Origin of the sequence: Candidatus Nitrotoga sp. BS (assembly GCF_927797785.1) — a bacterium.
Classification (GTDB): domain Bacteria; phylum Pseudomonadota; class Gammaproteobacteria; order Burkholderiales; family Gallionellaceae; genus Nitrotoga.
The window spans coordinates 1-14,011 of sequence record NZ_CAKMLL010000119.1; the positions used below are offsets into that span (position 1 = coordinate 1).

Annotated in this window: 14 protein-coding genes and 1 pseudogene; 7 read left to right on the forward strand and 8 right to left on the reverse strand. The window is 47.1% G+C overall.

Annotation, left to right across the window (positions count from 1 at the left end; translation table 11 throughout):
- Window positions 1-351: 351 nt before the first annotated feature.
- The 3 genes and pseudogenes from MJ769_RS14120 to MJ769_RS14130 form a co-directional block, all read left to right on the forward strand.
- Window positions 352-1,302, forward strand: a complete 951-nt coding sequence (locus MJ769_RS14120) for an MlaA family lipoprotein (protein ID WP_239237782.1) — start codon at window positions 352-354, stop codon at window positions 1,300-1,302.
- Window positions 1,303-1,573: 271 nt separating this feature from the next.
- Entirely contained in the window at window positions 1,574-1,831 is a 258-nt protein-coding gene (locus MJ769_RS14125) for a hypothetical protein (RefSeq protein ID WP_239237783.1), read from the forward strand.
- A 9-nt stretch (window positions 1,832-1,840) separates the two neighbouring features.
- Window positions 1,841-2,178: pseudogene (locus MJ769_RS14130) on the forward strand (transposase); the annotation flags it as partial.
- Window positions 2,179-2,544: 366 nt separating this feature from the next.
- On the opposite strand, the gene MJ769_RS14135 reads toward MJ769_RS14130, so the two are convergent.
- The 4 genes from MJ769_RS14135 to MJ769_RS14150 all read right to left on the reverse strand — a co-directional run bounded on the left by MJ769_RS14135 (window position 2,545) and on the right by MJ769_RS14150 (window position 5,898).
- Complete coding sequence (locus MJ769_RS14135) at window positions 2,545-2,937, reverse strand: hypothetical protein (RefSeq protein WP_239237784.1); 393 nt, start codon at window positions 2,935-2,937, stop codon at window positions 2,545-2,547.
- A 151-nt stretch (window positions 2,938-3,088) separates the two neighbouring features.
- Window positions 3,089-3,577, reverse strand: coding sequence for a nuclear transport factor 2 family protein (locus tag MJ769_RS14140; RefSeq protein ID WP_239237785.1), 489 nt, complete (start codon window positions 3,575-3,577; stop codon window positions 3,089-3,091).
- A 31-nt stretch (window positions 3,578-3,608) separates the two neighbouring features.
- On the reverse strand, window positions 3,609-5,201 hold the full coding sequence (locus tag MJ769_RS14145) for a 2Fe-2S iron-sulfur cluster-binding protein (RefSeq protein WP_239237786.1): 1,593 nt from the start codon (window positions 5,199-5,201) through the stop codon (window positions 3,609-3,611).
- Window positions 5,202-5,286: 85 nt separating this feature from the next.
- On the reverse strand, window positions 5,287-5,898 hold the full coding sequence (locus tag MJ769_RS14150) for a carboxymuconolactone decarboxylase family protein (protein ID WP_239237787.1): 612 nt from the start codon (window positions 5,896-5,898) through the stop codon (window positions 5,287-5,289).
- Window positions 5,899-5,994: 96 nt separating this feature from the next.
- Here MJ769_RS14150 and MJ769_RS14155 point away from each other — a divergent pair, with 96 nt between their 5' ends.
- Window positions 5,995-6,894, forward strand: a complete 900-nt coding sequence (locus MJ769_RS14155) for a LysR family transcriptional regulator (protein ID WP_239237788.1) — start codon at window positions 5,995-5,997, stop codon at window positions 6,892-6,894.
- 224 nt (window positions 6,895-7,118) lie between these two features.
- On the opposite strand, the gene MJ769_RS14570 is transcribed toward MJ769_RS14155, so the two are convergent.
- The 3 genes from MJ769_RS14570 to MJ769_RS14170 all read right to left on the reverse strand — a co-directional run bounded on the left by MJ769_RS14570 (window position 7,119) and on the right by MJ769_RS14170 (window position 11,019).
- A complete protein-coding gene (locus MJ769_RS14570) occupies window positions 7,119-7,799 on the reverse strand; it encodes a transposase (protein ID WP_338140736.1) in 681 nt (226 codons plus the stop codon).
- Between the two features lie 506 nt (window positions 7,800-8,305).
- Entirely contained in the window at window positions 8,306-9,787 is a 1,482-nt protein-coding gene (locus tag MJ769_RS14165; protein ID WP_239237790.1) for a cryptochrome/photolyase family protein, read from the reverse strand.
- 344 nt (window positions 9,788-10,131) lie between these two features.
- Complete coding sequence (locus MJ769_RS14170) at window positions 10,132-11,019, reverse strand: LysR family transcriptional regulator (RefSeq protein WP_239237791.1); 888 nt, start codon at window positions 11,017-11,019, stop codon at window positions 10,132-10,134.
- Window positions 11,020-11,284: 265 nt separating this feature from the next.
- Here MJ769_RS14170 and MJ769_RS14175 point away from each other — a divergent pair, with 265 nt between their 5' ends.
- The 3 genes from MJ769_RS14175 to MJ769_RS14185 all read left to right on the forward strand — a co-directional run bounded on the left by MJ769_RS14175 (window position 11,285) and on the right by MJ769_RS14185 (window position 13,239).
- Window positions 11,285-12,094: a DODA-type extradiol aromatic ring-opening family dioxygenase gene (locus MJ769_RS14175; protein ID WP_239237792.1), complete on the forward strand. Its 810-nt coding sequence runs from the start codon at window positions 11,285-11,287 to the stop codon at window positions 12,092-12,094.
- A 150-nt stretch (window positions 12,095-12,244) separates the two neighbouring features.
- Window positions 12,245-12,625, forward strand: coding sequence for a DoxX family protein (locus MJ769_RS14180; protein WP_239237793.1), 381 nt, complete (start codon window positions 12,245-12,247; stop codon window positions 12,623-12,625).
- Window positions 12,626-13,020: 395 nt separating this feature from the next.
- A complete protein-coding gene (locus MJ769_RS14185) occupies window positions 13,021-13,239 on the forward strand; it encodes a hypothetical protein (protein ID WP_239237794.1) in 219 nt (72 codons plus the stop codon).
- A gap of 137 nt (window positions 13,240-13,376) precedes the next feature.
- Here MJ769_RS14185 and MJ769_RS14190 read toward each other — a convergent pair whose 3' ends face one another.
- Window positions 13,377-13,721, reverse strand: a complete 345-nt coding sequence (locus tag MJ769_RS14190) for a hypothetical protein (RefSeq protein ID WP_239237795.1) — start codon at window positions 13,719-13,721, stop codon at window positions 13,377-13,379.
- Between the last annotated feature and the right edge of the window lie 290 nt (window positions 13,722-14,011).

The following is a 14,011-nucleotide window of genomic DNA, read 5'->3' on the forward strand; positions in this document are numbered from 1 at the left end:
TGTTGTAAGTCTCACCGGAACATTATCAAAAAATGAAATTTGATGACGGCAGGTGAGAATTAACGGGAATTATTGAAGTGCTTTTAAATATCAATGTGTCGGACGTAACACGATACCAAATCCGGTTGCTATAATTGGCATGCGCGAAAAAGCGCGATATAAAGGTATAATTACTTATAATGCAGCCTGAAATTAGGACAGGGACATTTATCTCGCCCACCAGCCACTCATCGAGAACGACTGCAATTATATGCAGGTAGCTAATGGTAATATGCTTCAAATGGTATTGTGCTGCTCGAGTGGCATTACGATTACAATTGTACAAAGATAAACTCACACCCAATGATCTTCATGCCATCAACCAGAATATATTTATTGCTTGTCATCTTAGCATTAGGTGGCTGCGCTTCAACTCAGGCGGGAAAAAATCCACAAGATCCGCTGGAGCCATTTAACCGGGGTATGTATAAATTTAATGATGCGGTGGACAAAGCTATATTAAAACCGGTAGCGAAAGGTTACAGCACTGTAATGCCTGAACCCGGGAAAATCATGGTGGCAAACTTCTTCTCAAATCTGAATGACATCATTGTCACTATAAACGACTTGCTGCAATTAAAATTTGCTCAGGCTGCATCCGACGGCACACGCGTATTATTTAATTCAACGTTTGGAATTTTAGGCTTGTTTAACATTACCGATCGATTAGAGAAACATAATGAAGACTTCGGTCAAACTTTGGGTTATTGGGGCGTTAGCAGTGGGCCTTATATCGTCCTCCCATTCTTTGGTCCCAGTAATATTCGCGACAGCATCGGCTTGTATGCTGATAGCTATCTTCACCCTATTCGTCAAATTTCGAATATACCTACACGCAATAAATTGTATATAACACGGACGATCAATCTCCGAGCCGAACTACTGGATCAGGAAAAATTATTGGATGGGGCAGCAATTGACCGTTATGCTTTTATCCGTAATGCCTATAAGCAACAGCGTCAAAGCTTAGTATATGACGGTGATCCTCCGCGTGAAAAATTCGATGACGAATTTGATGAGGAATTCGATGACGAGGCAAATAGCGATATACCGGATACAACATCGATCGAAAATGTACCTCCAGTAGTAATTGGCACAGCTGTTCCACAGAGCAGCATGGAACCACTATCACAGGAAACATCGAGTAATCCTGCGTCAATTGAACAGCCGACAGAAATAGTAGTTCCAGCTGAATCTGCTTTTAACCCGTATAGAATGCAAGAACTAATACCGGCAAAATCAGAAAATTCCTTGCAAAATTAAATTAGTAATTTAAAGATTGATCCGTATTGGCGGATTCTATTTCCTAACGACCAATATAAACTAACGCTCAGTTGAGACGCGTTTGATAGCGACCGACCGGAGCTGCAGCGCAGGGAGTGTGGAGCGGTCAAGCGTCGGCTTCCAACTGATGGTTGAACGAAGCCGCTACGCGGAGGCAACCCAAACTGCGATGCCACGATTTATGCTGCATCTTCGTCCCATTTTTTTCCTGAGGGGTTGATTTTGCACACAATCGTGAGGACACGCCAGCATGAACACAACATTTTCATCGCAATCGCACTTCGACCAGCCGTACCAGACACCTCTCAAGCACCTCAAGCTCAAAGGTTTGCAGCCCAAGACCATCGAAGTGTACTCGCTCACCCTACGCCGCATCGGCGCGCGCTCGCGAGCATATCTGCGGTGCCAAGAGCAACAAGGCTCGCTTCGTTCCGCTGCCTCATGCGACGCTCCTGCTCCTGTGCCGTTTTTGGCAAATGCATCGCAACCCGGTGTTGCTGTTCCTTAACCGCCATTCCACGAAAGCCAGCAATGGTTGGAACGGCAGTTACAAAAAAGGTACCAGCCGAATACGCTCTTCTGACTTTTACTCTGCCTGCGGAATTCAGGGGGCTGGCTCGTGCGCACCAAGCGGCGCGGCAAGGGCGGCTATCTGTTCAACCATCAGGCCTTGGCCCGAGTGTTCCGGGCGAAGCTGCTTGCTGGCATCGAGGCCGTCGGATTGACGCTCCCAAACCGTTATCCGAAGGCATGGGGGGTAGTGGATTGCAAATTCGTCGGCAGGGCGAGAAGGCGCTCGTCTATCTGGGGCGCTACCTTTACCGGGGCGTGATCCGGGAGAAGTATGTAGTGAGCACTCTTTTCCGCCCTATTCCTTTTATCTTCAGATAACAAGGCTTCAGTTTCATACCAATGCTTAATCTCCGATATTTCATCCGAAGATACGATCCGATTGTTAATGTAGTATGGCAATAGATTCCCAATGGCGCTAACGCTTACGCCTAGGGAAGATGACATATTATGAGGAAACTGTACGCAATATAAATATGGGGCAGCACTAGATTTTGTGAGCGTGTTTTGTCCAGACCTACATAAAACACAGAAAATAATTAAAAATAGCTTCTTTAGCCTTAAAGACGCATCAAACTTACTGCCATCAGACGTCCCGTCTTCCTCACAAACGAAAATATAGTCATAGCTGCACCTTCCAAAAGGTATAGATTAACCATCAAGCAATGTTCCCGAAACTGGGTCAAAATTTTTTGTTTCGTATTTTTCACCAATTAGGTTATTCCACGTATCTTTATCGATTTTATTTTCTATCAATTGGTTAAAACCACCAGCTTTAGCTGGTGCATTTAAGATTTTAAACACTATGAGTTTCATCATACGTTCTGTGAATATGGTTTTAGCGGAGTCCGCCACGGTTTGCCCACTTTTAGTGGGCGGCGGTCGGAGCCTCAACCCACCTACTTTAGTAGGTGGTAATTGAGTTATGACGTGAATATTTTTTGAGGTGATCGAAAATGACTCACCGCTAATTCTTGGAGCTACGTAACCTGTGCACCAGCGCAACATCTTAGATCTAAAATTTTTTATTATTTCATCAAACAATGATGTTGAAAATAAATCTACATCTTCTAATGTTTACTCTTCAGATAGCGCGCTTGACGGAGTGTTTTTGACATTTAGAATGTTTATTGTATTAAATTTATTTTTAGTGACTGAACAGTATTGAAACCGGACCCATTTTTTAAGCCCGAAACTATAAACCCAATTCCGTCAATCCCGGATGATCATCCGGGCGTCTGCCCAGTGGCCAAAGGAATTTACGTTCAGCTTCACTAATAGCCTCGTCATTAATGCTGGCATGGCGCTCTGTCATCAATCCTTTGTGATTAAATTGCCAGTTTTCATTACCATGGGAGCGAAACCAGTTTCCCTTATCATCATGCCATTCATAGACAAAGCGCACTGCAATTCGATTACCTTCATGGGTCCATAATTCTTTGATTAATCGGTAATCCTGTTCTTTTTTCCACTTGCTGGTAAGAAAAGCGACAATTTCGTCACGGCCTACTAAAAAGGTATCACGATTTCGCCAACGACTATCAAGGCTGTAGGCTGTAGCAATTTTTACAGGATCCTGATTGTTCCAGGCATCTTCCGCTAAACGGGCTTTTACTATGGCCTCTTCCCGGGAAAAGTCCGGCAAGGGTTTGCGGGTATCTTCAATGCTAATATCAAAATTCATAATTATTCCTTTTGTTTTAATTTAATAATAGTTAGATATCTAAATACAAGTTAGTGCTGTGACTGCGGGATACGCAGGGGCAAAACATCTTCTGTTTATTACGTTCATCTTCTGTCAGGCAGTTATCAAGATGCCGGGGCTCACCGCCTAAGACTTTAAGCACACAAGACTTACATTCACCCGTTTTACAACTAAAAGAGAGCTCTAGACCCTTTGCCAGCATGGCATCCAGCAGACTTTGGCCTGCAACTACATGAATAATACGCTTCGAGCGCACCAGTTCAAGGGTCACTGCTTTAGCGTCATTTACTTTTACGGCACTGAAACGCTCATACCGAACACGCTCAGGAGCGATCACCAATTGCACAGCGGTTGCTATCACAGACTCAATCAAGGAAGCTGGGCCACATACGTAAAACATCGCATCGGCAGGCGCCCTTTGCATGATGGTCAGGATGTCCATACGTTGCTTCAACTCTGCGCTATAGACGGTTAACTCTTTAGCAAACTCACATTGAAGACAATCCCTAAAAGCCATCTCACCCAGTGTGCGCCCGGCATAGTGAAGGCTAAATTCAACGCCCTTGCACTTTAGTGTTTGGGCCATCGCTTTAATAGGAGTAATGCCTATACCCCCTGCTATTAATACCGCATTGGCATCGTCCTTATGTGGTGAAAAATAGTTCGTTGGTAAGGCGCAATTTAGTTGCTGACCAAGTTGCAGATTGTCATGAATCGACAAGGATCCACCTTGCCCCTGAGGCTCTTTTAGTACTGCAACCTCATAGATATCGCGACGTTTGGGGTTTGAGCAAATAGAATAGTGATGCAGAACCGGTTCGCCGCTCTTCAGAGTTACCGGCAATTGCAAATGGGCACCAGCTTGAACCTCGGGTAATAATTCCCCTTCACTGTGGCGTAATTCATAAGCGCGTACTCTTGGCGTCAATTGGCGCACTCCACTAACCACCAAAGGCAATGGCCCGTTTCCTGCCCATTGAACGTCCTTGATATTCAGCTGCTGATTAGAGCTTTCAAGTTGCGCTTTCAGTGATTTACACTGTGCAAATATGGGTGCAATTGCCTGATCTACTTCCTGCTCGGTAAAGCGCGGGGTAATGTGCTGAGGGCAATTCCAGTCAAAGGCTTCTATACGGATGATGAAAGCACGTTCTACCGTCGCGCGATAGCCTTCAACCTCCAAACTAGCCAACAGTCCATAGTTGTCATGGGCCACCTGTTCGATTCGCCCCATTAACTTTAGGCGGCGGCGATTGGGATAATCCATTAATAACAGGGCGATACGGTCATTAGTACGAAAATTTCCCATGCTTACATATTGTCTATTGCCTTTAAAATCAGCAAAACCAAGAGTAGACGTGTCTATTACCCGCAAAAATCCCTTAGGTCCGCCTCTATGCTGAACATATGGCCAGTTAGTTTCACTGACGCTGGCTATATAAAAACTGTCCCGATCCTGAATAAAGGCAGCTTCGTTTTCAGAAAGAAGGAAGTTGTAGTCTTCACCTTGATCCATGCCTGCATAACCGGCACGGCTGTTCTGTTCAATTTGAACCTGCCTCACCTGTTCAGTGAAAGCAATTTGTGCATATTTATGTGCCATTACTCACACTCCAGAATCGAATTGGTTATGTGAGTGTTGACAGGGACCAATACCCGTCAACACCCCGCGTCAAAATAAACTTTGATTAAGACGCTTGTTGTAAAGCCACTTTTGGAAAATCAATTTCAACGCGGCTTGCCTTACCCAGTATGTTTGTCAAAACATTCATACCCACATGAGTAATGATTTCAACAATTTCAGCATCGTTGTGCCCGGCGTTACGAATCTCCAACAATTCATCGGTTGTGACCTCACCATTGTTTGCAGCCAGTGAACGAGCAAACTTAACGGCAACTGAGGCTTTGGCATCTTGACTGCTACCTGCACGATTCGCTTCAATTTCAGCGTTAGACAAGCCCGCTTTACGGCCAATAGCGGTATGGGCAGACACACAGTATTCACAGGCATTTTGTTCAGCCAAGCCCAGTGCGATACGCTCACGGGTTTGTGGATCCAGGCTGCCTTCATTAGCGATACTGTGCAATCCCAAAAATGCGCGAAGAGCAGCCGGAGAGTTGGCGAATATCTTTAAAAAATTGGGTACCATGCCAAGTTGACCTTGGATAGCAGCATAGAGTGCTTGTTGTTCAGTGTTAGCTTGTGCATCTGTAACTAAATTAATACGGCTCATAATAGTTTCCTCTGGAAGTTTTCGTTTAGGTGTTAGCTTAAAAATATTGATTAAGCTTTCTCTCAATCAATGAAGTCATTCTGCCTAATTCCATTTAGAATAAGAATATACATAATTTACAATTTATTATTCCATAATGTGGAATAAAGCAAGAAGCAACCAATGGATCACTTACATTTAATGCAGGTATATGTGGCGGTAGCCGAAGAGCAAGGCTTTGCCTCCGGCGCCCGTCGCTTAAAGATGTCTCCACCTTCTGTGACCAGAGCCATTGCGACCCTTGAAGAAAAACTCGGCGTAAAGCTACTCAATCGTACGACCCGCTATGTGCGTACCACAGAAGCAGGCAGACGATATCTGGAAGATGCCCGGCGAATTATTCGGGAGGTAGAGTTAGCAAACGAAGCCGCTATAGGTATCAACGCACAACCTAAGGGAAGACTGGTGATCACAGCACCGGTATTATTTGGGCAAAAGTATGTGATGCCGACCATAGTTGAATACCTGAGTACTTACCCTGACACACAGGTAGAAGCCGTGTTTTTGGACAGGGTAGTCAACCTGCTGGAAGAAGGCTTTGATTTGGGCGTACGTATTGGCCATCTACCCGATTCGAGTATGCATGCTAAAACTGTAGGAACGGTTCGACTGATCTTGGTTGCATCGCCTGATTATCTGGCGCAAAGGGGGATCCCGCAAACGCCAGACGACCTATTAACTCATACATTGATTTCATCCAGCGCCGGTAACCTTGCTCACGACTGGCATTTTGAACACCAGAACAAGAAACACACTGTGCGTATACAGCCCAGACTCACGACAACGACCAACCAGGGTGCGATCAATGCGGCAAGGATAGGTCTGGGTATTACCCGGGTCATTTCCTACCAGGTAACACAGGAGCTAGAGGAGGGTAGCCTAAAGGCCGTACTGAAAAATTATGAGCCTCCTTCCCTACCCGTACACATTATTCACCGCGAAGGACGCATGGCTTCGAGTAAAGTTAGATGCTTTATTGGTTTATTGGCAGGCCGGTTAAAATTAGATAAAAACTTGAATTGAGCCAAGGCTATGAATTACAAAGGTGTTGATATTTTCTTTAAGTATCCTGAAAATTCGTCTTTCGGTCTAAGGCTGAAAGTTTGACCATGAGAATAATGAGGTCAAGTTACTTGACTGAAATTAGACACACGCCGGTGCCTGCCGTCCTGAATTTTCCTTGATGTCGAGGCACAACGAACCCAAAATATAACGATCTGGGACTGACAAACGTGATGTCCTACCTCTCAACACTGCAAACGTTGATCCTGACCGGGGAAAGGCATCACAAAATTTCCCGACTTCGGGTTGCAGGCATCGCGTACGCGAAGTCCGATAAATTGGATTCGCATCCACTGCCCGAAAAGTCCCGCCGTAATCATCGCGCCTTTGCGCCAAGGCGCGATTTCCATTAACGGGAAAGATTCCCACAACTTCAGGGCGAGCACTTGCGTCAGGGCATACGCCGTGGAGCGAATCTGCATCCACAGCTCCAGCGCGGCCTTCGATTGCTGCCACAAGTTCGTCACACCCCACCATCGCTTCAGGTTGTGAAACAATGGCTCGATACCCCATCGTTCGGCGTAGATTTCCACCACGGCTTGAGCAGAGAGTTCCGTCTCGGTCGCGACCAGGTGTTGTCGTCCTGACGCATCTCGCACCACACCGCTCGCACGGGCACACTCTTGAGGAATCGCGCCACGGCGATGACCGAGCGCAGCCTGACCCGCTGCATCTTGCCGTACAGTATCAGCACCCTCTCCTGCGCCGATAGTGTATCCAGCATGGCCGCATCGATACGCCGACCGTATTTGCGCCTCGGCCCACGGCGTACGACTCCGGTTCCGTCGGCAGATTGGCTTTGTGGCTGTGATCGTGCTTGATGCTGATACCCGGCCCCGTCTTCGCGTAACGCGGAACCAGTGTATCGTCGATAATCAAATTCACCAGTTCGTTTGGGAAGAGCATCTGCATCAGTTGCAGCAAACGGACGGACAAGTCGATGACCGATACATGCGCCCGTTCGATCAGCTTGTAATAAGTAGTTCAGTAGCCTCGCGGCGAATGGCTCCGATGGCGCGAGTGACCCAGCCTTCCGGGTTGAGCGTGCAGCCGATCAGGCGTTCGACGAACGTTCGGCGAGAGCACGGTGGAACGGCTGCAAGGAGAAAGGAAATCCATTCCGAGAGCGGCAAACAAACGTGTGCAGTGAGCGACATGAGCGGGTATCCGAGATCGAAAATCCCTCACTGGTCGCCGCGTTGCTCGCTCTAAAAACAACACCGAGCGAGCAACGCGGCGACCTCGCAAATCTGATTTCATGTCAAGTATTTTTTGCATTTTTTAAATACATTTCTCGTGCAGTTTGGGTGTTGGCGGCATCACGCAAAAAAACGCGAGTGTCTAAACTTCAGTTGGATTAATAAAACGCAGTTCATTTCTTGACCACAGCATAACGATCCAGTGTTTTCAGGCGTGCTTGGTCGTGCATGACAATCGGTGTTGGATAGTTCTCACCTAAAGCGATATCCGCTTTTATCCGTTCTGCTTCAGCGAGCAGCCAAGGTGTATGAATACTTTTGGCATCAAGTTTGACCAATTGAGGCAGATAGCGCCGTATAAATTTTCCCTCAGTATCGAATTTTTCTGATTGCGTGACTGGATTGAAGATCCGAAAATATGGCTGGGCATCGCAACCGGACGAGGCGGCCCACTGCCAACCACCATTATTCGCAGCCAAGTCAAAATCGTTTAATTTCAACGCGAAATATTGTTCTCCACGACGCCAGTCGATTCCCAAATCCTTGGTCAGGAAACTGGCGGTCACCATGCGCAAACGGTTGTGCATATAGCCAGTCTGATTTAGCTGAAGCATGGATGCATCAATCAATGGATATCCGGTGCGGCCCTCGCACCAGGCTGTGAAGGCCGCATCCGCCGTGGGGCCGGATTCCCATTGAATACGATCGTATTCCGGCTTGAATGCACGTTGTACGATATGTGGGTGTTGGTACAGGATCATGAAATAGAAGTCGCGCCATACCAGTTCCAACAGCCAAGTCATCGCACCATCACCGCCTTGACCCGAGGCGATCGCCTGCATTGCATGACGCGCCAGTGTACGAATGGATATCGTACCAAACCGCAGATGTACCGAAAGATAGGATGGTCCCTTTATTGCTGGAAAATCACGCACATCGCGATAGTTTTTCATGCGCGGCAAAAAATTATCCATCAATGACTGCGCGCCTTGCATCCCTGGCGTGATGCTCAGCTTGGATAAATTTGTTGTTTCAAATCCCATGGCAGCCAGTGTAGGCATCGGTGATATGTTAGTGGGCGAGGTCAGTGTACCTTGCCCTGATCTGGTGTCATGGGCTGTCAGGCAGGAGAAATCAAAGTATCCAGCTGCAGATTGAAGTTTCTTCAGCCAGGTATTTTTGTAAGGTGTAAAAATCGAGAACGGCTTGCCGACCAGCGACAGCACTTCGTCTTTCTCGAAAATAACTTGATCCTTATAGCTATGCCAAGCGCGACCGACTGCCCTGAGATTTTTTTCTACTGCGCTGTCGCGTATGATTGCCTGCGGTTCATAGTCATGGTTGACGAATACCGCATCAATGCCAAGTTCTTGCGCAAGTTCAGGTATGACGGCAACCGAATCTGCATAACGCACAATCAGGGCTCCGCCGCGCCGCTGCAATTCATCATCAAGCGATTGCAGGCTGCCGTGGATAAATTCTACCCGGCGATCCGCCCGCGCACCACAAGCCAAAAGCGGATCCAGGATTTGTGTATCAAAAATAAAAGCACAGAATACTAGGCGGCTCTCTTTGAGCGCGTAGTGCAAGGCGGCGTGGTCATCACAGCGTAAATCGCGGCGAAACCAGACGAGTGATTTGTCGTAACGTGGCATGGTCTAGATTTAGGTTGGTCGGCAGCGTCATGAAGCCGTTGTTTACCATCATGCCTTCAAGTCATATCAATCGCAAACCCAGCCTGTAACTAGAATTGGCGCACACGAATACGGCAAAAATCAACATCGGTTCAGCAAGAACCACAAAAGGCGGATTGGCTACGCTGGCTGAACGCAAGTCGCGAGGGTCATATACGTAGCAAAATGCTGCTGGCGTTACTGAGGAACAACTGTTACGGGCTGCAATAACGACTCAACCACCGACCACACAAAGCGCTGAGTTTCAGATCACCCCATTAAATACTATTCGCTGCTGCACTTCGAACTTGAATCCGCCTCACGATTCACTTGGACATGCCCGATGAAACGACATCCAGCGCCGTTTGGATGAATGCCCGCACCTTGGGCGATGCATATTTTTGGCTCGCGTAGACGAAATAGACCGCACCTATTCCCTTCGATTTCCATTGCGGAAGAACCGGCACAAGTGTGCCGGCTTCTACCGCATCTGCGGACAGGAAGTCAGGCAGCCAACTAATTCCTTCACCAAGGATGGTCAGTGCTTTGATAGTTTCGAGATCGTCCGCAAGGACGCGGCTGACGACTAGTACATCTACTTCTGACTTGTCATTCGTAAGCCGTAGTACGTCGATCCCCTTACGCCCGACGAACGCCGCTTTGACCAAATCCTTGGGATGAATGAACTTGCCGAATCTTTGGACATAAGCCGGGGAAGCCCAAAGATTGGCGTGCAAGTCAAAAAAGCGTTTCGCGATTAATGACGAGTCTTTCAGACTGCCGGCGCGGATAGCCAGGTCGACGCCTTCCTCGACTAGATCAACTATCTGGTTTGAAATCACCAACTCAACGGTGATATCGGGATACTTCGCTAAATAGGCGCGGATAACTCGAGGAAGCACCGTATGCCCTATATCTACAGGTGCGGTGATTTTGAGTACGCCAGTCGGCGTGCTTTGCGACGATTCAAGAGCCGCATTCCCCAGTTCCACTTCCCGAACGGCATTTGCGCAATGATGAAAGTATTTCTCGCCAGCTTCCGTCACATGCAATTTACGGGTGGTGCGGTGAATCAGATTCACCCCCAACTGTTTTTCCAGGGCGGCGAGCTTGGCGCTGACTGTCGTCTTGGGCATGTTCAGCAGTCTTGCTGCTTTGGAAAGACTACCTGCTTCCACGATTTTCACGAATACAGCAATTGCACCGAGGTCCATATTATTGTCCAGAATTATGCATAGTGATTCCAAATTTTACCATCTAGTGCATGATCAAACAAACTCGTATAGTACGTCCATCAACACGCGCATCGAGGAAACCGGCATATCTAATACGTCATAGCATTAATGAGAAGAAACATAAGCTTTTTTTAACTAAGGAGCAGCCATGAAACAGAAGATGTCTGTGAATTGATTATTAATCAAGTAATTTGCCCCATTATTTTCTTAGCTCAAACGTTAATTTTTGAAGGAGATCAGGTTTATGAAGAATTATCGCCAGGCACTCTTTTTATCACATGGCGGAGGACCGCTGCCGCTCTTGGGAGATGCTGCCCACGACGAAATGGTTCGGTGCCTGAAAACCATCTCAGCGAAGATAAAGAAGCCGTCAGCAATAATCGTCGTGAGTGCTCATTGGGAAGAAGGTTGCCCCACAATAACGTCAGGAAATAATCCGCCGCTGATATACGACTACTATGGTTTCCCGGAAGAATCCTACCAAATTACTTATCCATGCCTAGGCCAACCATTGTTGGCGCGCAAAATTGCCAAACTTTTTTCGGAGGCAGGTATTCAATCCAGCCTTGATGAAACGCGAGGATTCGATCATGGCCTGTTTGTTCCGTTGAAATTGATGTATCCGGAAGCGGACATTCCCTGTATCCAAATATCCTTGGTAAAAAATCTTCATCCTACGGAACACGTCAAAGTTGGACAGGCGCTTCAGAAGCTGGACGATTCTTCTTTACTCGTTATAGGATCAGGGTTCTCATTTCATAATCTTCAGGCGTTCTTTGCACCGGAAACTGCGGATATAAAAGAAAAGAATGAATCTTTTGAAGCTTGGTTGTTGGAAACGTGTGGTAGTTTGGACCTTGGTGAGCAAGAGCGCATGAATAGATTTATCAATTGGGAGACAGCACCGTTTGCGCGCTATTGCCACCCCAGAGAAGAGCATCTATTGCCGCTTCACGTTTGCTACGGATATACAGAAGCAGCATGTACGAAATCGTTTGAGATTCAGATTATGAATAAAAAATCGAGCATGTACCTTTGGCAAATCGAAAGCTAACAAATCATTTCAATAAAAGATTGATATCAACGGTAGCGCGAGTATATATATTGTTATATTTTCAACATGTTATAGTGTAATTTGCACCCAGTGGCTGATTTTTGACTTTGAAACCCAACCCGTATCTAAACCTTAAAAGGGAGTGTAAAGATGAAATTTTTAGATAAATTCCAGGAACCCGCCTACGCTTTATTAAGAATCGTTAGTGGTTTTTTATTTTTGTGCCACGGCACGCAGAAGCTATTCAGTTTCCCTATACCTTTTCCCTACGGCCCACTGAATCCAATGACGACTTCGGCTGGTGTTATCGAATTAGTGGGTGGAACACTGATCATAATTGGTCTTCTCACTCGACCCGCCGCATTTATTTGCAGTGGAATGGCAGCTGCAGCCTACTTCATTGCACATGCTAACCAGAACTTTTTCCCGATTGCGAATGGTGGAGAGATAGTGGCTTTGTATTGCTTTATCTTTTTGTTTATCGCGACTCGTGGTGCAGGTATCTGGAGTGTGGATCAGTTGCGATCATAAAATTGAGCTCAGGGAATGATGACTTTCGTCTTTATTTCTTGAGGAACAATTGTAATAGAGCCTTGCAGAGCGCCTTCTCGGATGATGCGATAGGTGTGCCCCCCATCTGGGGGGCATAAGCCAATACCACGTTCTACGAACGTGGTATGTTTACTTTAATAAGTCGAAATTGCTGTACGCAGACGAGATTAATCTTCTGGTTAGTTCAAGGCACTTCTATAAATCCCCTCGATTTTCTCAAGAGCCGAAAGTTCTAAGCCTAAAATAGAAACAGACATTCGACGACCCCACCCCATACAAAACGGCCTGTTTGACCTTCAAAACCGCTATGCCAGCCTCTCTGAAGCAGGCGACCCGCTGGACTGATGCCTTGATCGAACGACTGAATCAGGCGCATGCTGCTAGGAGTCGAACTCAAGAGCGGTCAGATCATTGATGCCACCTTTATCCCCGTGCCTATCCAGCGCAACGGACGCGAGACCAACGCCATCATCAAGGCCGATGCTATCCCCATCGGGTGGATCAATACCCGGTCAAACGGGTGCAAAAAGACTGTGATGCCCGCTGGACGAAGAAAGGCGGGCAAAGCCACTATGGCTACAAGAACCCCATAATCATCTACAAGGACACCAAGCTCATCACCGTCGCCGCCTGACCCGCCGCCAGCAACCATGACAGTCAGGTGCTCGATGGGGTGCTGCGCGACGAGGCGACAGGCGGCAAAGAAGTGTGGGCAGATAGCGCCTACCGTTCAGACGAACAGGCGCAAAGCCTCAAGGGAAGTCGGCACGAGAGCCGGATTCATGAACGTGCCTATCGCAACAAACCATAGACCGAAGCACAAGCGCTGAGCAACACAGAGAAATCGCGCGTTCGTGCACGGCTCGAGCATGTCTTGGGTGCGATGGAAAACGACATGGGCGGTATCTTCCTGCGCAGTATGGGTGCATGCAGCGCGCGTCAAGGTTGGGTGGGCTTGATGAATTTGACGTACAACCTCAAGCGCATTGAGACGCTGATTCGGTTGAAGGTGTTTGACTTCGACAGGATCGGTGCGCCTGTCGCGCAGGCAATGGCAAAAAGGGGGGGTGACCACTCAAGATAGCCGACATGGGCTGGGGGAAATGAACAAACCGTCGTAGATGTTGTAAGTCTCACCGGAACATCATAAAAAATGAAATGTGATGACGGCGGGTGGAGATTAACGGGATTTATTGAAGTGCCCTTAAATACAACGCTTTGGCTGCACTTAAATCACTTAAATGCCGTGCTACGGCATCAAAAAATTCTAAGCTAACGACTGGTTAAATTTAACATCGTTTGAGTATAAGCAATACCTATAGTTAGTATCAATATTATTGACTGTTATTTATGAGTTATATTAGG

Bases quoted from the DNA above. Each gene is read 5' to 3' on its own strand.
- MJ769_RS14120 (WP_239237782.1), top strand. From the start codon at position 352: ATGCCATCAACCAGAATATATTTATTGCTTGTCATCTTAGCATTAGGT.
- MJ769_RS14125 (WP_239237783.1), top strand. From the start codon at position 1,574: ATGAACACAACATTTTCATCGCAATCGCACTTCGACCAGCCGTACCAG.
- MJ769_RS14140 (WP_239237785.1), bottom strand. From the start codon at position 3,577: ATGAATTTTGATATTAGCATTGAAGATACCCGCAAACCCTTGCCGGAC.
- MJ769_RS14145 (WP_239237786.1), bottom strand. From the start codon at position 5,201: ATGGCACATAAATATGCACAAATTGCTTTCACTGAACAGGTGAGGCAG.
- MJ769_RS14155 (WP_239237788.1), top strand. From the start codon at position 5,995: ATGGATCACTTACATTTAATGCAGGTATATGTGGCGGTAGCCGAAGAG.
- MJ769_RS14165 (WP_239237790.1), bottom strand. From the start codon at position 9,787: ATGCCACGTTACGACAAATCACTCGTCTGGTTTCGCCGCGATTTACGC.
- MJ769_RS14170 (WP_239237791.1), bottom strand. From the start codon at position 11,019: ATGGACCTCGGTGCAATTGCTGTATTCGTGAAAATCGTGGAAGCAGGT.
- MJ769_RS14175 (WP_239237792.1), top strand. From the start codon at position 11,285: ATGAAGAATTATCGCCAGGCACTCTTTTTATCACATGGCGGAGGACCG.
- MJ769_RS14180 (WP_239237793.1), top strand. From the start codon at position 12,245: ATGAAATTTTTAGATAAATTCCAGGAACCCGCCTACGCTTTATTAAGA.
- MJ769_RS14185 (WP_239237794.1), top strand. From the start codon at position 13,021: ATGCTGCTAGGAGTCGAACTCAAGAGCGGTCAGATCATTGATGCCACC.